Source organism: Sphingomonas sorbitolis (genome assembly GCF_036663875.1).
Lineage (GTDB): Bacteria > Pseudomonadota > Alphaproteobacteria > Sphingomonadales > Sphingomonadaceae > Sphingomonas.
Genome location: NZ_JAXOJS010000001.1, coordinates 719,417 through 741,397, shown reverse-complemented (window position 1 = coordinate 741,397; position 21,981 = coordinate 719,417). Strand labels below are relative to the sequence as shown.

Below are 21,981 nucleotides of genomic sequence, written 5' to 3'. Positions count from 1 at the left end.
TCATCCCAGCCTCATGGTCGGCGTCAGCCACACCGTTCCACGGCCACTGAATACGAACACCAGACCTTCGCCAGTCCGCATTGCGTTGCGCAGACCACGGACCAGCGGACGCAACTCGACCTGCAAGCCTGCCGAATACATCAGCATGACGTCGCCATCGACGATGAGCTCGTCCCGCCCGTCGAGCTCGATCACTTCGATCTCGTCGACCGGCACAGGAGCCTCAACCACGAACGCGCCCGCACCTGTGAGCTTCGGTTGCATCAGGCCGTTGCCCGACAGAATGCCTTGGACGGACCGGTGGACGTGCGTCGATACGACGATGTTGGCGTCGCAGGCGTAGAAGGCGCCGTCGTCGAGGATCAACGCATCCTGCGGGCCATCCATGGATGCCAGAATGAAATGCTTGGGTGTGGCCTCGGTCCACACCTCGCCTTGCCCGGAGTAGCGTGTCGCGAACGCGCTTTCCCCCGTGCCCGCGGATGTGATCGCCCTTGCGAAGAAGCCACCGGCGCCGGCGTTCTTCTGGACCTCTACCTGGAGACGACCCTTGGCGTACTGGAGCGCCCCGGGTTCAAGCAACGCAGCACCGCCGTCGAGCACGATCCGAAGTTGGCGAGCGGTCGACGGATGCGGCGGGTGCAGGTGGATCGTCGCCGCCGTACCATTCGGGGCGGCGTTCGGAAGGTGGACGGGCGATCCGAGTGCATGGCTCTTTCGAACGAACTGGTACAGTTCGAACCGGACGCCGGTGCTTGCCTGCTCGTCGATCTTGGTACGGTATTCGACCATCTCAGCTCTCCATCACGCTCGAAGTGGCAGCGGCATCGGTTCGGCGACGCCGAAGGCCGACGCCCGCGAAAGTAGGCGTTCGGCCCAGGCACGATGGGTCGCGGGTTCGCACATGACCCCATCGCGCGCGAAGACGGCGGGGCCGTCCGGTGCGAGGATCTGGCGCGCCTCCTCGACCTCCTGGCGGGGCACCGCATAGGCTCCTTGTATCACCGCGATCTGATCGGGGTGGATGGCCGATTTCGTGACAAGGCCGTGCTCGATGTCCCTCGCGACCTCCTCGCGGAGCAATGCCACGTCGGAGAAGCGCTCGAACACCGGAGCGCTCATCGCGAAGCCCCACGGCAGGAATGTCGCGATCAGTGATCCGATGACCGGACCGAGCGGACTGTCGTAGGCGGTGCGTCCGGCTGGGCGTCGCAGTCCCATGGCGTTCAGCAGGTCGTTGCCGCCGATGCGCAGGGCGAGGATCCGGTCCTGGACGCCAAGCAGCTGATCGCGAAGACGCCGCATCTCGAAAGGGTCGAGGGCCTCGCGGGTCTCGAGCGTCGGCATGAGGCGATGATGGTCGTGCAGCGGCAGTGACAGGAAGCCAGGCATGTTGTCGGCGTGGGCTTTCGGGATGACGAAGCCATCGATGCGCTCGATACCCGGCATGTGGAGGATGCGGTCCAGCATGCCGAGGTCGCGCGGCCTGACGAATGTGCGCGGTCCGTCAGGGTTCGCTTCGCGTGGTGGCAGACGCCGCAGAGTGGACCCCAGGTTGCCGAGTGCGAGCGGTACCTCGCGTTCGAGAACCGAGTCCTCGAGGCAGAGGACCGCGGATCTGAGTCCTCTGATACGGTTTACGCCGTACAGGCGCTCGATCGCGTCGTGTCGTGAGCAGGGCATGTATAGGGTCGCGCCGAGCGATGCCGCTGTGATCGTCAAGATTCGCTCCCCAGTGTTCTTATTATCGCGACGGCGCGGTAGCGGCTGTCGTTGCTCAGCTGTTCGACCTCGATTCCGGCGGCGTCCGCGAGATGGCGAAGATGCTGCACGTCCGGATCGAGATGGTCCCGCAGCAGAAGGCGTTCGGGTACTCGACGCAGCAGCGCGCGCGTGGCCTCGGCTATCCCGGGTTTGATGCGGTTGGGATCCCGCGTTCCCGCGAGAGCGAGCAGATCGGCGAGCATTGTCGTTCCCGAGGCGCGAAGAGAAGGGATGTTCGCCGCGTGTCCGTCGATGGGGCGAGGGGGCTTGGCGATCGCGAGCGGCGCGACGGCATCGACGAAAGCGCGGGATCGATCCGCGCCCGCATGGTGCGGGTAGGTCACACACGCATGGAAGTCGTTGGCGCCGACGAGGTCGGGGCGGAGGATGGATCGGCTGACGAGGCCGGACACGATGCCGTTCAGGAGGCCCGACGCAATGAGATAGTCGTCGTCGGTCGCAGCGATGTCGGCCTGTCCGGCGGGGTCGGCTATGACGGCAAGTACCGGGCTGAAGCCGCAAGGCCGATGCAGAAGATTCGATCGCAGCTCGCGCGCGATCGCACCCTTGCCGGTCCAACCGTCGACGAAGACGACGTCATCCGGATCATGGCGGGCGGCGATGTGCGCGAGCGCGTTGAGATCGATCCCGCGGTCCCGGATGATGCTGACGGAATAGTGGGCGGCGAGGTGGCCGGCAGCCCGCAGCGTTCGTGTAAGAAGCACCCCTATCGGCGTGCCCGCACGAGCCAGTGAGGCGATGACGATCTCGCGTCCGGGGCGACGGGTGGCGAGATGGGCCGCGAGGCTTGAGATGTCCTGGGCAAGCCGGTCGTGGTTTCGGGCCAGCGCCGCGTCGTAGAGCGCGAGATACGCATCGTCGGGAACGGCTTCCGGCGCGATCATCTCGGAATAGTGCCGGCGACCGGACTGGATCAACTGCTCCTTGGTCGCGACGTCGGTGGCTTCCAGCGTGACGGGCTTGAGTAGGAACGTGACGTCTTCGTTGGCATAGCTGCCCGAGAAGTCTGGCCGGGAAAGGACACCGTCGACGAGCTCAGCGACCACCGAGAACCGCTCCCGATAGCTGTGATTTCGTCGGCATCATCGCGTAGTCGCATAGCGCCATGAACGGCGCGTCCGTGCGACTGTCGCCGATCCCGATGACGGGTGCGTCGGGGAAGCGCGCCCGCAGGGCGGGCAGGAGCCGTGCGACCGCATGCTGCTTGCCCAGATACGGTGGCATGAGCGCGATGTTGTTTCCGTTGCGGTGGTCCGTCCATCCTTGGGGGACCTTCGGCACCGCGGCATCGACGACCCGATTGAGCGCCGCCGCATCCGCTGTAGCATGCTTCGCCAGCACGTAGAGCGGAGTGTCCTCTTCCGTCAGGACGCGGACGTTGATCGGCGTGCCGGTACGATCCGCCTCGGCGGCGATCGCCGAGACGAAGTTGGACAGGTCTTCGGAATGACGCGCGGCGTGGGCCGCGATCTCCGTCGCCCAGGCGGGGTCGACGGCGCTGTCATCGTCGAGGATCACGCCACCGTGCGCACATACGGCCGCCGCGAACGGGACCCGCACGCGCCTCAAGGCATCGAGGCTGCGTGCCGTGACCGGAATCAGATGGGTCGTCTCCGAGAGCCATTCGAGAAAGCGCATCTGGCTAGGTGTCGCATAGCTGAGTGGATCGCCGTCGCGTGTGAAGCCGAGCGGGGTCAACCGCTCCGGAGCGATGTCGGTCGGACATTTGCCGAGTGTCTGGAAGAGCGTGTCGTCCAGATCGACGAAGGCTATCGCGCGCGTCATCGGCCCCATCCCAGGACGTCCGCATCTAACGCGGCGATCAGCGCGCTATCGACGCTTCCCGCCGGCGTCTCGCGGCAGATCCATGTCCGGCGCCCGTCCTCCGAATCCGCATTGTAGAGGTAGTTGCCGACGCCGGTCTCGTAATTGTCGGCGAAGCACAGCTTGCTTCCCATGGCCGCACCCAGCCGGGCCGGGCTTCGGCTGGTCGCCTGCACGACCACGTCGCGGCCGGCGCTTTCAAGACGTTCTGCAAGGAGGAAGGGCAGGTAGGTGAACTCGCCCGTCCCGACGATCCGCAAGGGGCCGGAGTCTCTCGGGAGATCATCGCTTGGTGGAACGGAGATCGCGGTACGGAGGCCCAGCCGTCCGTAGTTCGTATGGATCGGGATCCGGCCGAGCGAACCCGCGTTCGTCTCGAACGTGGGGTCGTGCGAAGGGGCGCCCCCCGGGGTCCAGTGCAATGCACCCTTCAGTAGCGAGAAAACGTCCGTGGGGCGGGGCATCGTTGTCCGCCAAGTCGCGTCCGCGGACCAGTCGGTGAGGGTCGCGACCACGATGCGTTCGACGTGTGGCCAGCAATCCACGAGGGCGTTCGCGAGATTGCGCAGCGTCGTTCCGGTCGAAACCTCGTCGTCGACGAGTACGATGGTGCGAGGCGTGTCGATGCCAGAAGCGTTGGGTCTATAGATCAGATGGGCCGAGGCATGGCTGTGCGGCTCCTCGAACCGGCAGAGGAGGGGAGCGTCTACGAGCTGCCGGGTCGAGTGGACGAACCCGACGTCGTCACGACCGGAATGCCTACGCCATTCCTCATGAAGTGTCTGACCGAGGCAGACGGCGGTCTCGGCGAGGCCTACTACCATGACGGGGCCCGGAAGATCGGTGGGGATCTGCGACGCCAGATCTCTGACGCTGCGCCGCATCGTCGAAGGCGCGGCGGGAAGATGCCGGCCCAGTACGCGAGAGACGACGAGGAAGCCACGCTTCGGGTTTTCACGCGCCGCGAAGTCGCACAGTTCGTCCAGTGGCCAGTCGGCCCGGTCCACCGCGATGCGCAGCGTCCCCGTGGGGAGATTGACGGTCCGCTCCGCCGATCTGACGGCATGATCCATCAGCATGCGCAGGTTATCCGGAAGATCGCGTCTCGCATCTGTCGTGCGATTGCCGCGCCGCCGAGCGGATCGTCCTTGTCGGAAGTCTGAGGTTCCAGGCCGAATGCGTCGAGGAAGCTGCGAATGACGGCGCCCTTTATTGCGAAGTTGATGTTCTGTGCGTTAGCGCCGACATCGCGGATGCGATCGAGATTGAGCGACGAGCTCACTAGGCCGATGAGCCGGCCTGCGGTGTCCAGGATGGGACCGCCGCTGTTGCCGCTGGCGATCGGTGCGGTGAACTGGAAGACGGTGCTGTCGTTCCCCATGCCGCAAAGGGAGGCGATGTTGCCGGTGCTGGCTTGTGGTCCGGTGCCCAGCAGGCCCTGTAGCGGAAAGCCGAGCACCATGACGTCCTCTCCAAGATGGAGATCCAGGTTCGATCGGAAGCGTGCGACGCTAGGCAGCACCGCATCGACACGCAGCAGGGCAAGGTCATTGCGCTGATCGGTGAAGACGAGGTCGGCCGGGAGCGGTCTCCCCCCGACGAGAAGGCTGATCGGTCCTCCGTCCTCGACGACGTGCGCGTTGCTTAGGACATGATTGCGGTCGACTGCCACGCCGCTTCCCGACGATATCGCCCCGACGCGCGGAGTCGGGCGTTCGGTCGGTTGCGTCTCTGTTCCGCCCAGCCGGCGCGCCCAGCCGAGGTCGACTCCATGTGCCGCGGCGACCGCGACCAGTCCGCTGCTGAAACCTTGGCCGTTCGCGGCGAGACGCCACTCGCCGCGGTGCCGGTAGATCTCGACGAGTATGACGGCTGCGTCTTCACGGCCGGACAGATCCACCGTGAAGCGCATATCGCCGGCCGACGTCGTGATCCGCCGCCGCAGAGCACGGCTGCCGGTGTCGTAGGCGACGAGAAGCAGCCGTTCGATGCTCGTCGGCAGAAGGTCGAGCCGGAGCTCGAGCCGGCCGCTCTCGACGAAATGTGCCGCGGGGCGCATCTCGCGGCTGGTGGCGTCCATGGGTGGGAACGTCGGCGAGGCCGCACGCATCGCATCCAAAGCGATCAACGCGAGCGGTGCCGCCTCGTCCACCCCGACGCTGATTGCATCGGAAAGGCCGGCCCGCTCGCCCGCGACGAGGTCACGCATGAGAGGGCCGGCTCCGAATGGTCAGATGTTGACGCCGAACGACTGGGCGAGTGGCCCCAGGCCGCCGACGAATCCCTGACCGATCGCCTTGAACTTCCACTCGCTGCCATGACGGTAGAGGTCGCCGAAGATCATCGCGGTCTCGGTCGATGCGTCTTCGGATAGGTCGTATCGCGCGATCTCGGCACCGCCCTCCGCGTTCAGGACGCGGATGAAGGCGTTGGACACCATGCCGAAGTTCTGGCGGCGGCCGTCGGCCTCGTGGATCGTCACGGCGAAGCTGAGCTTCTGGATGTCTGCAGGGATCTGGTCGAGCGAAACGGCGACGACCTCGTCATCTCCGCTGCCCTCGCCGGTGAGATTGTCGCCCTGATGGACGACTGAACCGTTGGCGCCGTTCTTGTTGTTGTAGAAGACGAAGTCGGCGTCGGACCGGACCTTGCCGGTTTCGTTCAATACGAAGACGCTCGCGTCGAGATCGAATGCGCTGCCGTCCGTGACGCGCGTGTCCCAGCCGAGACCCACGCGCACGGCCTTGAGGCCCGGCGCTTCCTTGCTGAGGCTGACGTTGCCGCCCTTGGAGAGTGATACTGCCATTGTCCTGATCCCATCTGTTTCGGCTTCAGCCGATGTTGACACCGAAGTTGCGTGCGAGCGGCGCGAGGCCGCCCTTGTAGCCCTGGCCGACGGCGCGGAACTTCCACTCGCCGTTGTGGCGGTAGATCTCGCCGAAGATCATGGCGGTTTCCGTGGAGGCGTCTTCCGATAGGTCGTAGCGCGCGATCTCACGTCCGGTCACGTCGTTGACGACGCGGATGAAGGCGTTTGAGACCATGCCGAAGCTCTGGCGACGGGCCTCGCCGTCGTGGATGGTAACGGTGACGGCGACCTTCTGGATCTCCGCCGGCACTGTCCCCAAATCGACCTTCAGCGCCTCGTCGTCGCCATCGCCCTCGCCGGTCCGGTTGTCGCCGGTGTGCTCGACTGACCCGTCGGAGGAACGCAGGTTGTTGTAGAAGATGAAGTCGGCATCGCCGCGCACGCGCTCGGACGCTCCGAGGAGAAAGGCGCTGGCATCGAGATCGAAGTCGGTGCCGTCGGTCGTGCGCGTGTCCCAGCCGAGCCCGATGAGGATCCGGGTGAGGCCGGGCTCCTCCTTCGAGAGACTGACGTTGCCGCCCTTCGAAAGACTGACAGACATGGGTGTTCCACTCCTATTCAAGCATTGGTCAAACTTTGAGGCGTTCGCCCGTCGGCAGGGTGGGCGTGGCGTCCTCGAGAGGGATCTCCACCGGCTCGCCACGGTTCGCACGAACCGAGGCGATGAAGGCCAATCCGATGAAGGCGGCGCCGATGAGACCTGTCACGGTCTCGGGGACTTCCAAGCGCACCGAGATGAGCATTATCGCCGCGAGGGCGATGATGGCATAGAATGCGCCGTGTTCGAGGTAGCGGTATTCGGTCAGCGTGCCCCGGTCGACGAGCATCACGGTCATGGACCGCACGAACATCGCGCCGATGCCGAGGCCGAGCGCGATCACGAAAAGATTGTTCGAGAGGGCGAAGGCCCCGATCACGCCGTCGAACGAGAAGGACGCGTCCAGCACCTCCAGGTACAGGAATGACGCCAGGCCAGCCTTCGCGACGGCGCCCGTCAAGGCGGCTCCGGCATGGGCGCCAGATGCGCCCTCATCCTCTTCGTCCTTCTCGAGCACCGAACCGATCGCCTGAACGGCGATGTAGGCCACCAGTCCGAACAGACCGGATGTCAGAAAGGTCATCGCGTCGGCCGGCCCGATCAACCGGGATATGCCGTAGAGGGCTAGCAGCACGACGCCGATCGCCAGACCCGAGATGCGCGAAAGACCGGTGAACGGACGTTCGATTGCCCCGATCCAGTGCAGGTCCTTGTCCTCGTCCAGGAAGAAGGTGAGGCCGACCATGGCGAGGAAGGCGCCTCCGAACCCGGATATGCCGACATGAGCCCCCGTTATGATGCGTTCGTAGGCGACCGGATCGGTCGCCGCGAGCGTGACCGCGTCGATCGGTCCGAGTCGCGCGGCGATCGCCACGATGACGAGCGGAAAGATGATCCGCATGCCGAAGACCGCTATTATGACGCCCCATGTCAGGAAGCGGCGCTGCCAGACGGGCGTCATGTCGCGCAGGACGGTGGCGTTGACGACCGCGTTGTCGAACGACAGGGACACCTCGAGGACGCCCAGGACCAGCACGATCCACAGGATGCCGAGCGTACCCGCCACGTCGTGCGTACTAGTCCAGCCAAGCCAGGCGCCGAGTGCGAGACAGAGCGCCGTGAAGGCGAACGATCCCTTGAAGTACTTGAACATCAGTTTCCCCGTTGACCGGCAGGCTTGTAGCGAGCGGACATCAATCCTTGCGACCAGCTGTCCAGCGCAGCCCCCAGCCGAGCCGTTCGTCGAGCACCTGCTGGTCGCGGAAGTATTCGACGATGCGAGTGGCCTTCAGCTGGCCTCCGTCGTTCTCGATGAGCACCACGCCACACAGACGCCGATCATTCCGGCCCTCGGTCATGCGCACCTCGATCGGCGGCTGGTCGGGCATGGTGACGGTGACGACCCCGTCGGTCTGCTGCCAGTTCGGCACGCCGTCGTAGATGTTCGCGAAGATGATGATGCGTCGGATCTCGCTCCAGTGCGCACCATTGATCCGGAGCGTCTCGCCCTGGGAGACGTCGCCGGTCCGGTCGTCGCCCGACAGGGCGATGTAGGGCGCGTTCGCGAACGACCCGAACACGTTGCCAAGTGCCTGCACGACGCTCTTGCGACCGTCGGCCAGTTCGAAGAGGCAACCTAGATCGAGGTCGATCGCCGTGCCACCGCCGAAGAACGCCTTGCGACCGCGCGACCAGTTCAGATTGACGGTGATCTCGCCGAAGCTGGTGCCCTTCTTCTCCAGGCTGACGGTCTGCCCCGGCTTGTCGAGCGTGACCTTGCTGAGCCGCACCGGCGGCGCGGGCGGCGGCGGTGCCGGCGGTGGGGGCGGCGCTGGAGCGTCCTCGGCGACCTCGATGCCGAACGACCGCGCCAGCGGGGCGAGGCCGCCGACGAAACCCTGTCCGACCGCGCGGAACTTCCACTGGCCGTTCCGGCGGTAGAGCTCGCCGAAGACCATTGCGGCTTCGGTCGCGCTCGAGAGAGCGGGGGCGTATCGAAGCTCCGTGGTTCCGGCGCGCGACCCCACGGCGATTTCGGCGCCGACGAGCAACGCGAGCGTCTGGCTCTTGGCCTGCGCTTCGTGGATGGTGACGCAGAACACGATGCGCTCGATGTCGCTGGTCAACTTCGACAGGTCCACCCTGAACCCCCCGCGTGATCCGACGGACGCGTCGAACAGGACCGCGCCGTCGCTGGCTTCGGGTTGGTTGTAGAACACCATGTCGGTGTCGCCACGGACCTTGCCGGAGGCGGTCAGGAGATAGGCGGACGCATCGGCGTCGACGTCCCGATTTGCCTGGACGGTCCACGAGAACGCGACCGTCGCATACTCGTCGGCAACGGCGGCGTTGCCGCCTTGCTGCAGTTCCAACATGTGCGGGTTTCCCGGATTGAATTCTACAGGGTGGTTTCGATCACGCCCGTCATGTCGTGGAATGTCCGGCCGGTGGTGCGCTCGCCCAGCGCCTTCATGTCCCAACCGCCGGCACCGCGGGTGAGCTTCGCCATGACCTGGCCAGTGTGCGACCCCGAGCCCGTGAGGTCGTAGCGCGCAAGCTCCTTGCCGTTCGTCAGATCGATCAGGCGGCAGTAGGCGTTCGCGATCCGATCGAAGGTGTCGCCCTGAAAGCTGTTTACCGTGAAGACCAGCGTCTGAACCGAGGCGGGCAGGCGCGAAAGGTCGACGTTGATCGTCTCGTCGTCACCGTCCCCGGCGCCCGTGCGGTTGTCGCCGCTGTGGACGATGCTGCCGTCCTTGCTGGCGAGCTGCCGGAACCAGATCTCATCCACGAGGCGGCGGTCGGCGTCGTACAGCAGGCACGAAGCGTCGAGATCGATGTCGCCGCTACCGCCGCCGCCGAACATGCCGAGCAGACCCTTCGCCTTGCGGACATCCCAACCCAGACCCATCGCGACCCGCGTGAGCGTTCCGCCGCCCGACTTCTCGAGCCGAACGGTTTGACCCTTCTGCAAACTAACCATTTGGCCCCCGCTCCCTGACTTGCGCCTCAACTGGCGAAACTCGGATACTGTCGATGCACTGCGTCTGTGACAACCATGTTAATTAGATCGAACCGGTTTGGATGCTTCTCCATGGTATCACGTTGATTGATTGACGTTCGGGGGAACGTGACGCGATATGGCGCAACAAGCGCGACGAGGGATTGCAGGGTACATATGGTCGAACGTGACCGACTTAAGGCGCTTATCGAGTATGTCGAAGCGACCGAACGAGATCGTCTGCGCACGGTCTTGGACGTTGCGGACTATCGTGGTTTTCGCCGCGCAGGGGACGATGTGATCCTGCTGCCGGGGGTCCTCGTCAATGTTCGCGATGGCGATGACCATCGTTGGTTGAGCGTGGACAGGCTCGTCCGCCGGCCTCCGCCCGTACCCGATGACGCCGAACTGCGGACATGGCTCAATGTCACGGACGATGTCGCGGCCCCGCCGGCTCTTAGGGCCGAAGTGCCGCGCGAGCTCGCGCCCGCAATCGCGCCGATGCAGAACGACGCGCTGACGGTTAGACTTGCCGATCACCCGGATCGCGGTCGACTGGAGACCGCACTCGAAGGCTATCGGCGCGAGGTCTGGTCGGCATGGGCTCTGGAGGAACGGCCGCGTCGCCAGACGATTGACCTCTACAACGGCCTGTTCGCGTTGCGTCAGACCCTGGACGGCGGCTCCGAGCAGCCGGTCGAGCTCGCATGGGGGATCGGCATCGCCCGGTGGACCAGACCCGCTGGCCGTCTGCACCACCCGCTGCTCACGGTTCAGGTCGAACTCACGCTGGACGAGGTATCGCACAGGATAGATGTACGACCGCGAAGCGAAGCGCCCCCCTCCATCGAGACTTCTCCGCTCGACGCGCTCGACGCGCCGTCCGTCGACGAGTGGCACACCTGGACCGAGCGCTATCTCAATTCCCTCGAAGGGGAGGGTCTATCGCCGTTCGATCCCGAGAGTTTCGCACCTGTTCTGAGGCGGGCGGTCGCGCTTCTGGACTCCGATGGCCAACATCTCCCCGACATGGGAGAGCGGCACGCTCCGGTCGGAGAGACTCTTCAGGTGGACGGTCGCTGGGTCCTGATAGAGCGGACCCGCAGCGCCACGCAGCTGATGGACGATCTTCGTCGGTTCAAGGCGGAGATCGATAAGGTCGAGGAAGTGGAGGATCTGCCTGCGGCGGTGCGTGTTCTGATAGAGCCGCCAGCCGACGCGGCGACGACGGAAGCGTATCCGGTCTACCGCGGGGTCTCGACAGTGCCGGGCGTCACGTCGTCCGACGGATCGGGGGCAGACCTCTTCTTTCCGATGCCGTTCAACCGCGAGCAGGTCGAAGTTATCCAGCGGCTCGCGTCCAGACCCGGTGTGGTCGTCCAGGGACCGCCCGGCACCGGAAAGACCCATACTATCGCCAACATCATCAGCCATTATCTGGCTCTGGGCAAACGGGTGCTGGTGACGTCGCAGAAGGCACCGGCCCTCAAGGTGCTGAGGAACAAGCTTCCGGCGGCCGTCAGGCCGCTGGCGGTGAGCCTCCTCGAAAGCGACAGAGATGGCCTGAAGCAGTTCCAGGAGTCGGTCGACATCATCGCCGACCGTCTGCATCGTACGCGGCCTGTCGAGGCAGGTCGCCAGATCGCGATGCTTGATGCGCGCATAGAGACCCTGCACCGCGGCCTGGCCTCGGTCGATCGGCAGGTCGACGAGATCGGCCGTAGTGCCATGAGCCCAGTCACCATCGACGGGTTGCCCGTGGACCCGGCGGAAGCCGCGCGGCGCGTCGTCGCCGCACGTGAACTCGCCGACTGGCTTCCCGACGATCTCGACGCGATCGAGTCGCATGAACCGAAATTCGATGATGCGGGCATCGTCCGCCTTCGCGCCGCGCGGAAGGACGCTGGCGAGCGGATAGGTCTGTTGGATGCGTCGCCACCGCCCGACTGCCTTCCCGGCGCCCATGAGATCGTCGCCATCCATGAAGATCTTGTCGAGGCCTCGGCGATCGGTGAGGCCACGGGTGGAGAACGTGCGCTCGCTAGGGGTTTAGGAACTGAGACGGTCAGCTCTCTCAGAGCGCAGGCGGAAGCGATGGTCGATGCCAGATCGGCGATCGCCAATGACGGGTTCTCGTGGTCGGACGCCGCGTTGGCACGCTGGCTTGCGGACGGCGACGACCCTGCCTTGACGGCGCTTTCGGGTCTAGAGGAGGAGGTGAACGGCGTAGCGAACGAGGGGCGCCATTTCCTCGTGCGACCCGTCGCTGTCCCGGAAGGCAGTGGTGACGATCCTGCTTTCCGCGAGGCCGTGAGCAAGCTGGCCGCAGGTGATGACCTCGGTCTCTTCCAGAACCTGTTCGCGCGGCAGTTGAAGAACCAGATCGCATCGGTCCGCTTGTCGGGACGAGCCCCGACGGGACCGGAGGAATGGTCCGAGGTCGAGCGTCACCTGATCGCGGCGGACCGGGCGGTGCGGTTGTGTGCTGCATGGAACAGCGCGGGCGCGGTGGCCGGGCTTGACGGCGCGGTCTCCATCGAACCGAGTGCTGCCGAGGGGATGCGCCGACAGCTTTCCCAGCTAGCTGCTCTGCGCGCGCGAGCCATCGGCGAACGACAGCTCGAAGCCGCAACGCGCGCGACGATCCCTGGATGGCGCTTGCGCCTGATCAATGACGACGCAGCCACTCATCGGCTGATCGAACTTCTTGAGCAGCATCTGAAGTTGGCGCGGTTGTCGGCTGCCACGGCTGAACGGGAGCGGTTGCTCGCGATTGCCCGCGGCATGCAAGGACCGTGCGGCGAAGAGTTTCTGGCGATCCTCGGAATCGTCGGCGAAGCCGATGTCGATGCCGTCCTTCTAGAACGACGCTGGGTTGCGGCGTTGGGCGAGGCCAAAGTACTCCGATCGCTGGTGCCAGCCTTCGCGGACATCAAGGCCATAACCTTGCTGGTGAGGGAGAGCGGTGCTCCGCTATGGGCTGAGCGGTTACGGCGCGAGCCTGTTCAGGGACAGGAGGATCCGCTAACTCCAGGCGATTGGCGCGAGCGGTGGACCTTGCGTCGTCTGGCTACTTGGTTGCAGCGCATCGATCGGCACGACCGTCTGCGTGTGCTGGGTCGAGAGCGGCGCGAACACGAGGACCAGCTTCAGCGCACCTACGAGGAGGCCATCGAGATCCGGACTTGGTGCCGTCTCGCCGAGAAGGCGAGCGATCAGGTCCGGGCTGCTTTGGCGGCCTACGCCCAGGCGATGCGCAAGCTCGGCCGTGGAACGGGCGTTCGTGCCGGTCGCTATCGCGCGGACGCCCGCGCCGCCGCCGATCGTGCGAAGAACGCGCTGCCGTGCTGGATCATGCCGCACTACCGCGTATCGGAATCGCTCCCGGCCGAACTCGGCCTGTTCGATCTCGTGATCATCGACGAGGCGTCGCAATCGACCGTGGCTGCCCTTCCGGCGCTACTGCGCGCGCGGCAGGTGCTCATCGTCGGCGACGATCGACAGGTCAGCCCCGACGCTGGGTTTCGTGAGGAGGCGCGGATGAACCAGCTGGCAGACCGTCATCTGGGTGGTCAGGTGTCCGACTACCGCGCTGCGCTACGTGAGGAGAAGTCGCTCTATGACCTGGGTACGGTTGTGTTCGCGGGCGGGGCGATACTACTGAAGGAGCATTTTCGCTGCGTCGCTCCAATCATCGAATACTCGAAGGCGCAGTTCTACAGCCATCAACTCATACCTCTGCGGTTGCCGTCCGCATCTGAGCGCCTCGATCCGCCGCTCGTTGACATTCTGGTTGAGGACGGTTTTCGAAAAGGAAAGGTCAATCCTCTCGAAGTGGATTGCATCATCGACGCGATCGGGCGGATCGCGGACGATCCGGCGATGGCGTCACGCTCGATCGGGGTGACGACCCTGCTTGGACAGGAGCAGGCCATGGCGATCCTCAAGGCGATCGAGCAGGTGCTAGGCTCCGAGATCATGCTGCGGCACAAGATCCGTGTTGGTGAGCCGGTCGCATTTCAGGGCGACGAACGCGACATCATGTTCATTTCGCTGGTCGCAGACCGCGGAAGCAGTGCCTTGTCGGGACTCGGTTACGACCAGCGCTTCAACGTCGCCGCGTCGCGCGCACGCGACCGCATGGTGCTCGTCCGATCGGTCGAGCTGGAGGATTTGCGACCATCCGACAAGCTTCGCCGTAGCCTGATCGAGCATTTTCAGGCCCCGTTCGCCGGCGACACGACGCTGACGCAGGATCGGCGCGCGCGGTGCGAGTCGCCGTTCGAGACCGAAATGTACGATCTTCTCGTCGAGCGCGGCTACCGCGTAGACACGCAGGTTCCTGTGGGAACGAAGCGGATCGACCTCGTCGTGGAAGGCGGAAACGACCGTCGCCTCGCAATCGAATGCGATGGCGATCGGTACCACGGTCCGGAGCAATGGCCGGATGACATGGCGCGCCAACGCATGCTGGAAAGGGCAGGCTGGACCATTTGGCGATGCTTCGCGTCCCGCTTCGTCAGAGAGCGTCGTGCCGTCATGGAGGAACTGATCGCCGTCCTCACGGACCGGGGCATCGAGCCAGCAGGCGCGGAAGGTGCGCCTCCGAGCCGGTATACCGAACATAGACGCTGGCGCGGCACGCCTCTGCAGACCGACCCCGTACCTTACGCGTGGCTCGTACATGCGGATCCCTTCTGATCCAGTTCCCCAGGAGTGAGCCATTGCATGGAGCACGAAGCTTCCGATGATGGACCTGCCGGCGATTGCACCTGTCGCGAGTTTCTCAAGCGTCATCATGTGGGTCCATGACCGCGCAAACCCGCGGTGGTGCGCCGACCCGCTCATTGCGCGGCCCCCAAGCCTGGAGGTGCCCAACTTCAAATCGTCCGCATCGAACGGCGATCGCCAATATCGCGCACGCTGCGGCAGGGCGTTACAGGTTCGGCACAATCGTCCCGAACCTGACTAGCAGGAGGTACGGGCTAAAAACTGCGATTTAACCAGTACCGCCGGTGTCTTGGTCCAGTGGTCCTCGATGCCGTGCTGGAATGGCCTCGTGTTTTGATTATCATCCGGCTGACGCTCTACGAGATCCGGCGTTTCATACCCGGCATGGGGCAATCCATCTTGCGACTCGTGCGGTCGCCGCAGTGAAAGACGATGGCTATCCGGATCGATGTCAGAGCCGCCTCTTGAGGGCGGTGCCCCAATTAACGTTGCCGATGTCCCTGAGCCTGATGAAAACTGCATCCGAAGAAGGGTTTGTTTCGACAAACGTCATCGGCTGAGGCGAGTCCACCACGACCAGGCCATGGACTTGGGGAGCGGTCGGTAGCCGGTAGCGTCGGGCAAGGGCCGCTACATGCTGCCGGACGTGGGTCACGCGGTTCAAGTGCCGCATCAGGTTGTCAGGCTTGCCGTCGTGCCGGGGCACGCCACGATATTCGGATAGCCGGCGAGTGGTTTCGGCAAGGGTCCGGCAGAGCTTTATGTCCTTTGCCTCGATCACCCAGACGTGTTTGCGATCCTCGCTGAACGCCAGCACGTCGATGTCGCCCAGCAGCTTCATTTCCGGCGTCGCTTTCTGGTTGAGCGCTGCCCAGGGAGTGACCTCGGGCGCGGCGTCAAGTCCCAAGGCGACGAGCGCGTTGGCGACGGTCGCGTTGAAGGCGTTGCCAGCGGCGTTCGAGGCGCGTCCGACGTGGCTGCGCATGGCGCTGCTGGACCAGAAGCGGTCCTGGAGACCACCGTCATACGCGCCTGCGAGATTGTGGACGGCAGAGCGTTCGACGACGGCTGGAGCTACGGCGATCGACGGATCCGGCTCGTTGTCGATTGCAACAAGGGGCCGCCCTATGATCGACTGCGGGCGGTCGAACCGGCCTAGATCGTAGTCGTTGAGTAAAGCGTCGGCGGGTATGTCGTTCCAGCCATCGCGCGATCGCAACGTCAGGCGATCGATCAGGGGCTCGATCTCTTCGCCGCCGCCGAGGCCCGATGCCTTGAGGCGGTGTATCAGTTCGGAACGGCGGAGTATCAACACGTCGCGGCGTTCGGTGATGGCGATCTCGCCCGTGGCAGCGCTCAGGTCGCCGAACGTGGCAAGCTTCGATCGGAATTCGGCCTCCAAGGCTGCGGTCAGATCCGATTGCAGCGTGACCTCGCTCGCGCGGGGAATGGCCACCCTCTCATCGTAGCGCTCAATGTCCCGCTCCCGGGTCTCCAGGTGCATCGTTGTCGCGCTCGGCGCTAGAGTGCTTTCTCCAAAGGTGTGATCGTAGAGCAGATCACCGGTAGGGCTTATTACCAGACGCGCTGGCAGGCGGTCGCCCAATAAGGCCGGTAGCAATTCGCAGTAGCCGAAGTGCTGCAGCGCTATGGCGCGTAGCTCGTCGAGATCCATGCCGCCGACCCCGCTGCCGCCTTGCGAAGGGGCGTGGGACGCCGCGACCTCTGCCAGCATGGCGCAGGCCCGCAGGTTGGCGTTGGTTGCATTGCGGTGTTCCAGACTGACGTCTCGGTCGGCGTCCTCTCCGTGAATGGCGCGGAGCGCCCGCGCGGTCACCGCCCAGTGCTGTTCGTCCGCGAGGCTTGCCTGTAGCAGCGACAGGGCGGAAGTGACCAGTTCCCGTCGGTCGTAGTGCGCGACACATATGAGGAGGTGTTCGAGCGACCGCGCGTGCAGGGCTTTCAGCAGCGTTGCGCATTTCTCGCGACCCTGAACCACTTCGCCCGCCAGATGTCCCAGTCCGAGCGCATGACCATGTTTGACGATGGAAACGGCGGTGCGGGGGATTGGCCGGAACCGTTGGGCGATGATGTGGTGCAAGCGAAGTCGATCGGCGACGCGGTCGGGATAGTAGGCGTGGCGCCACCTCACATGTGGCGATGCAACCTTGCCTATAACTCGCTTAAGCGCCGACGATCGGTCTATCGCTGCTCCAGCTGCCGTCTGGATGGCATCGAGCATTGCGGCGGCGAGCGCCACCTCCGCCCGGTTCTCGACCCTGCGTGCGCCTTGCTGCCAACGCCCTGACGCATGGACATGTGCAGTACGGGACCCCGGATCGGCGGTGAAGCTGATTGCGCCGTCGAGTTCGACGTCGTTCGGCGGATCGTCGATTAGAGCGTCGACGGCCTGCAGTTCGAGTTCGATGAGCACTGGTTGCCCTACGTCCCATCCATCGACGTGGACAAGGTCGGTGATCAGGGCGATCCAATGCAGCGCGGCCTTCCAGTTCTGATATCCGTCGTTGAAGCCTTCGCCGCCTGGTTGGTGGCGGATGCTCAGCCAGATCGGCATTGGCCCGTCGAGCACGACGCCGAGAAGCATGCCGCGGCGCACCTCGTCGTAGGACGCGTAGATCGGCTCGAGGACACCGAAGTCGGCATGCGGATCCAGGCGCCCCACCGTTCGCCAGGTGCCATCGGGCAGGAGCGCGCTCCGGCGATCGAAGGCTAGAGCTGCGCGCTGTCGTGCCGCGAAGAGGCTGTCGGTCGGTATGACTACGCTCATTGGCGGCACAAGGTCTCGGCCGCCCTGTGGCACGAGTGCGAAGTCGGTCTGGCGCCACCATTCGTGGAGATTAAGCGGGCCACTGAGGTTTCGGAGCTCGAAACCGAGGTTTTCCACCATGTCCTCCAGGACCTCGAGCCGCCAGAGATCCTGGAGCGAGCCGTCCTTTGCGCCTCCCAGTGCGATCGCATCCGCGACGTCGATCCCGGCGAACCGCCATCCGCGAAGTTCCTGGGGCCGGGTGAACTCGATGATCTCTCCGGGACCCCAGCTTCCCATGAGGTAGATCGTCGTGCCGGTGATGAAGCCAGGTCTGGGGGCGCAAGCATGTCGGGCAGAGAGCATCGATGTCGTGATCCGCGCGCGACGTGCCTGGTTGGCCGGCGCCAGATCGCCGAAGCCGTGTTCGCGCCAGCCGGAAAACTGGCCTGCGGTCTGCTCGACGTGAACGTGTCGCCCGGGCGACTCCTCGCGTACGATCGAACGTGTTGGTTCGCCGAGGTTCAACCTCGTCGCTACGTCATCGAGCCGTACGAAGCCGGACTCGGCGAGGCGTTCCGCTTGGACCGCAAGTAGGGCTTCGGCGATTTCGGCTTCACGGTCGGAGGCCAGCATGTGGTCCACGATCGCCGCGCGTGCCGCCAGGCTCAGGGTGCTGGGGACTGCCAGGAGAATGCCCGTCCTCGTGCGAAGCAGCGGTCGCATGTCGAAGGCGGCGCATCCGGGCCTCTCCGTCATCGTGCTTGAAAGCTCGTTGTCCTCGCTCACGAAGCGATCGAGAAGGCCCATCTCCAGCCCGGCTTCGGCCATGTCCGCCCGCGACCACTCGACGCTGGCCGACGACGACATGAGTCTGGCGGTCGAGGGGACCGGAACGTCCTTCCACTGTCTCCCGCCTCCCGCGACCCGGCGGTCGAGTCCGGCGCGTGCGGCGATCACGTCCGAGAGCCGAAGCAGCGCATGGACCGAGGCTAGGATGGTTTCGTCGGTTTGGACTGCTATGCGCTCGGCTGCTTCAAGGAGGGTTTCGGTATAGAACGCAGGGTGTGCCCAGGTTCCGCAAAGCAGTCGCCTGTCGCCCTGTCTCGTGGGTACGGTCTGGACGAACAAGTCCTCCGATGGGTCCTCGAGTCTCGACACGTCCGCCTTGCCAAGGTCTGAGTTGAGGAAGCGCAGCAGGTCGGCGCGGTTTGGTTGCGTGTCGCCGACGGCTAGTCCGGCGACTAATCGGCTCGCCCAGTACAAGCGGACCGCGTGGACGTGGAGCTGCGGATCCAGCTGTAGTGCGGCGAGTGCGGAAAGGGCGGCGTGCTTGTCCCAGCGCGCGACGCGCCTAGTCATCTGCTGGTTGCGGATTGACGCTTCCAGAGGTGTCGTCGGCAACGGCATCAGGTTCTCCAGCCCGAACGCGGCGCGCTGGACCCTGCCAGGATCTACTGCGCCGGCGGAGGCGGCGTCGGCGAATGGTATGATTGTCACGACCGCAGGATGCGACGGCGTGCGTTCGATCGTCCAGTACTCGGCATGCGAAATCCGCTTTGAAGGGAAAGATGGGTAGCACCTCGTGCGTATCGGCGCGCTCGTTGCGATGACGACGCTCGGTTCGCTGCCACGGGCCCTGGCGATGTGGGCGAGCCACCACGTCGCTACCGCGGAACCCGATGGCGGTCGTTGGCGCGGGGCGGACGTTCGCACATGCCCACCCACCGCGGGTCAATGAGGTCCGCGGTCGCTGCCGCTCGACTGCGCTCGCGACGATCCAAACCACATCGGTCGCGTTTCCCGTACTAACCGGCCTGCATTCCGCTAATCGGCACGTTGGGTGTTCGAGTGTTGGGGAGGGACGGGAAGATGGCCATAACTGCGAAGGACGTTGAAGAGCTCCAGGTGTATGCGGCCGGCGTGATGGATCGCGCCGATCACCACGCGGGCCGGGTTAAGGGCATTGCCTTGGCATTGTTGGGAGGAATCATCTGGAGAGGCGAGCCGGGATCGATTCGCATTCGTCGCTTCGCCGGAGCGCCAGCCAACATGCTATGGGCGACGATCTCAGGGCGTACGTATGTCTTCGCCTACAACCACGACTCCGAGAAGATCGAGATCAGGGACCGCACCCAGACCGGTGCGGTCCTTCATTCGTTCGACGATGGTGATTCCGCCGCCGACGTCGAAATCGCTTTTCGGGCCCTTTGAGCATGCTCGTCGCCCGCGCCCAGCTGAACTACGTAGAGGACCTGGTGGCGCGCTTCGCCCGGGACGATGGCCAGATGCAGCCGATTGCCGTGCGGCAATCGCAGTACGTCGCGATCGTCGCTATGCTTCGCTCCGTTGGACACGTGTTCGACAAGATGGACTGCACCGATGAGGCGAGGCGCCGCTGGAGCGCCCACCAATGGAAGGCCTGGCGTCGTGAGCCGATCTTCGCCGACTTCATCGAACCCAATCGAAACGCGCTGCTCAAGGAGTTCAGGGGTGGGCTTGAGCTTTCCAACGACGCTTTCGGCGACGTCGCGGTGACGATTGACCCAACCGTACCCGGCATGGTTTCTCTCCTCGCCTCGTTCGACGCAGCCAAGGCCCGCGATGCTGATGGTCGGCTGATAATGCCGCTCTTCCACAAAGCCATCGAGTTCTGGGATGGTCACTTGGCCGAAGCCGAATCTGACGTCGCCTTTCGCGGAGCCATTCAGCACTAGACGTAGGCTCGAACGATGCCAGCCGTCCCGCGGTAGCCGGTTCGTTCACCCGCTCGGCGGGCTCGTGAGTCCCTAGAGGCGAGCGAAGATCACCACGACCGGCCGGGTTTCGCGTGAGTATAGGGCGGCTCTGGCGCTGCATTGTCAGGATTGGTTTGAACGGTATGATTGGTTCTAGTTTCCGGAAGCACGTGGCGCTCTGCCCCGTCTGCAAGACGCCTCATCACTACAGTGAGACAACGTTTCCGCTCGATAACGACTTCGGGTCCTGGCTCATTCGTTGCGCCAAATGCCCCGAGGAATTCATTGTGCAGTTGCAAAACCCGCGTCAATCCGACGCGAAGGCGTGCAACGTCGTCGATATTTATGATGACATTAAGCCGTACGGCGGCAGCGCGTCGCGGGCGAGCGAGGGGGCCGTCCACAATCTGGACCTCAACCGGCAGCAGCCGCTGTTCGATTACGCGAGCGAACCCATCTACCGATGCTCCCGCAACGGGGAGAATCTTGAGCAGGCGGCCTTTGCCTCCCTAACGAAGCACCATCCGGCGGTCGCCTCGCAACTGAACGCCGCAATGAACATGTACCTTGCGAGGTCGAGGATGCGAGCGGTGGACCACGCGGTCGTTGGCGTGCCTGTCAGCTGCAACTGTGGCGAGGAGCATCGCGCGCTGTTCTACCACCCGTTCAAAACGGATGGATCGATGGCGCCTGCTGCTGAGGCCATGCTACTCGCGGACGTGTCAGGCGCCGACCTTTCCGAAGACCTTACAGGTATTTTCAGCAAGACCTATCTGATGAACGCGATTGAGAAGCTCATCGTACGCTGGCGGCTCTTCTGCGATCAGATCGTGATAGCTGTTCCGTTTTTCGGTCATGGATACAGCACCGAGGAACAGAAGCTGCAGATCTGGGAGAGGCTGCTCGGCTTCCTCGATCCAGATCGAACTTTCCTGCTGACCCGTCCGGCGGCCTACAAGGCCTACAAGGCGGCTTTGAAGGAAGCGGGCATCGATTACGATGTCATCGCGAAGTTCGGTCTTGAGAACAGGATGATTTCGGCAGGCAATCGCAAGCAGAACTTTCACGCGAAGTTCTACGCGGGGGTGGGCGAGCGGAGCGAGATACTGAGTGGATCGGCAAACCTGGTGTCAGGCCCATCGTTTGAGAACGCGTCATTCGCGCCTTGTGCGGGACGGCGGATTACGAAGCGCTATCTCGATCCGCTTGGTGTAGAGATGCCCGCCGCACCGACGCGCGCGCGGGCGCATCTCACTGTCGAATTGGAACCGCACGGCTGGGTGTGGGATACGGCCGACGGGCCCGCGCCGGCATTGTCGAACTGACTACGCAGCGTCGCACGCTATGGCGGGAACCTCCTTCAGCGGCGGCCACCTTCCCTATTCTTCTCACCAAGTGTTTCGCCGCCTCCTGAAAGCGGTGGCTGGTTGCATTCGCCGCAGACGTATCTCCGGCTAGGTGACGCGAGCCGCCTTCATACGCTCCGCCATCGCGCTCGTGACGTCATCGATCTCCGGAGAAGTCAGATCCGGCTCGGACTCCGCCATGAGCGCGACGAACAGCGTGTCAAAGGCCTTGGGCAGGGTGATCGCACTTCACGGTACCAAGACCGGGTTAGCTGGTCGCCGTCTCCAGATGTTCCCTATTTTAGTCGCAGATGCCGGAAGGCGACCGGGATCACAACGCCGTGTCCCTCGGCGTTGGTGCCACGGCGATCAGCCCGCGGCA

16 protein-coding genes are annotated in these 21,981 nt (G+C 64.4%); 4 read left to right on the top strand and 12 right to left on the bottom strand.

Annotation, left to right across the window (positions count from 1 at the left end):
* The 11 genes from U1763_RS03055 to U1763_RS03005 are packed head-to-tail and all read right to left on the bottom strand — an operon-like array spanning position 1 to position 9,999.
* Positions 1–792, bottom strand: a complete 792-nt coding sequence (locus U1763_RS03055) for an AIM24 family protein (protein ID WP_332754058.1) — start codon at positions 790–792, stop codon at positions 1–3.
* A gap of 12 nt (positions 793–804) precedes the next feature.
* Positions 805–1,722 carry an HpcH/HpaI aldolase/citrate lyase family protein gene (locus U1763_RS03050; RefSeq protein ID WP_332754057.1) on the bottom strand — a complete coding sequence of 306 codons (918 nt, stop codon included), beginning with the start codon at positions 1,720–1,722 and terminating at the stop codon, positions 805–807.
* Positions 1,719–2,831, bottom strand: a complete 1,113-nt coding sequence (locus tag U1763_RS03045; protein WP_332754056.1) for a cysteine protease StiP domain-containing protein — start codon at positions 2,829–2,831, stop codon at positions 1,719–1,721. The genes U1763_RS03050 and U1763_RS03045 overlap by 4 nt, the downstream gene beginning before the upstream one ends.
* Positions 2,821–3,570 carry an HAD family hydrolase gene (locus tag U1763_RS03040; RefSeq protein WP_332754055.1) on the bottom strand — a complete coding sequence of 250 codons (750 nt, stop codon included), beginning with the start codon at positions 3,568–3,570 and terminating at the stop codon, positions 2,821–2,823. The genes U1763_RS03045 and U1763_RS03040 overlap by 11 nt, the downstream gene beginning before the upstream one ends.
* Positions 3,567–4,688, bottom strand: coding sequence for a phosphoribosyltransferase domain-containing protein (locus tag U1763_RS03035; protein ID WP_332754054.1), 1,122 nt, complete (start codon positions 4,686–4,688; stop codon positions 3,567–3,569). The genes U1763_RS03040 and U1763_RS03035 overlap by 4 nt, the downstream gene beginning before the upstream one ends.
* Complete coding sequence (locus U1763_RS03030; RefSeq protein ID WP_332754053.1) at positions 4,682–5,818, bottom strand: trypsin-like peptidase domain-containing protein; 1,137 nt, start codon at positions 5,816–5,818, stop codon at positions 4,682–4,684. Before U1763_RS03030 ends, U1763_RS03035 begins: the two co-directional genes overlap by 7 nt.
* Before the next feature lie 21 nt (positions 5,819–5,839).
* Positions 5,840–6,415 (bottom strand): TerD family protein, encoded by a 576-nt coding sequence (locus tag U1763_RS03025; RefSeq protein WP_332754052.1) that lies wholly within the window; start codon positions 6,413–6,415, stop codon positions 5,840–5,842.
* Positions 6,416–6,440: 25 nt separating this feature from the next.
* Positions 6,441–7,019, bottom strand: coding sequence for a TerD family protein (locus U1763_RS03020; protein ID WP_332754051.1), 579 nt, complete (start codon positions 7,017–7,019; stop codon positions 6,441–6,443).
* A gap of 28 nt (positions 7,020–7,047) precedes the next feature.
* A complete protein-coding gene (locus U1763_RS03015) occupies positions 7,048–8,169 on the bottom strand; it encodes a DUF475 domain-containing protein (RefSeq protein WP_332754050.1) in 1,122 nt (373 codons plus the stop codon).
* A gap of 40 nt (positions 8,170–8,209) precedes the next feature.
* A complete protein-coding gene (locus tag U1763_RS03010; protein WP_332754049.1) occupies positions 8,210–9,391 on the bottom strand; it encodes a TerD family protein in 1,182 nt (393 codons plus the stop codon).
* Between the two features lie 23 nt (positions 9,392–9,414).
* Complete coding sequence (locus U1763_RS03005; RefSeq protein ID WP_332754048.1) at positions 9,415–9,999, bottom strand: TerD family protein; 585 nt, start codon at positions 9,997–9,999, stop codon at positions 9,415–9,417.
* Positions 10,000–10,194: 195 nt separating this feature from the next.
* On the opposite strand from U1763_RS03005, the gene U1763_RS03000 reads away from it, so the two are divergent.
* Positions 10,195–14,718 carry a PDDEXK-like endonuclease domain-containing protein gene (locus U1763_RS03000; protein ID WP_332754047.1) on the top strand — a complete coding sequence of 1,508 codons (4,524 nt, stop codon included), beginning with the start codon at positions 10,195–10,197 and terminating at the stop codon, positions 14,716–14,718.
* 481 nt (positions 14,719–15,199) lie between these two features.
* Here U1763_RS03000 and U1763_RS02995 read toward each other — a convergent pair whose 3' ends face one another.
* Positions 15,200–19,015: an anti-phage protein Upx-like protein gene (locus tag U1763_RS02995; protein WP_332754046.1), complete on the bottom strand. Its 3,816-nt coding sequence runs from the start codon at positions 19,013–19,015 to the stop codon at positions 15,200–15,202.
* A 372-nt stretch (positions 19,016–19,387) separates the two neighbouring features.
* On the opposite strand from U1763_RS02995, the gene U1763_RS02990 reads away from it, so the two are divergent.
* From U1763_RS02990 to U1763_RS02980, 3 genes are all read left to right on the top strand, one after another.
* A complete protein-coding gene (locus U1763_RS02990) occupies positions 19,388–19,729 on the top strand; it encodes a Vch_cass14 family protein (RefSeq protein ID WP_332754045.1) in 342 nt (113 codons plus the stop codon).
* 2 nt (positions 19,730–19,731) lie between these two features.
* Positions 19,732–20,232 carry a hypothetical protein gene (locus tag U1763_RS02985; RefSeq protein WP_332754044.1) on the top strand — a complete coding sequence of 167 codons (501 nt, stop codon included), beginning with the start codon at positions 19,732–19,734 and terminating at the stop codon, positions 20,230–20,232.
* Between the two features lie 308 nt (positions 20,233–20,540).
* Positions 20,541–21,578, top strand: coding sequence for a hypothetical protein (locus U1763_RS02980; RefSeq protein WP_332754043.1), 1,038 nt, complete (start codon positions 20,541–20,543; stop codon positions 21,576–21,578).
* Positions 21,579–21,981 lie beyond the last annotated feature (403 nt).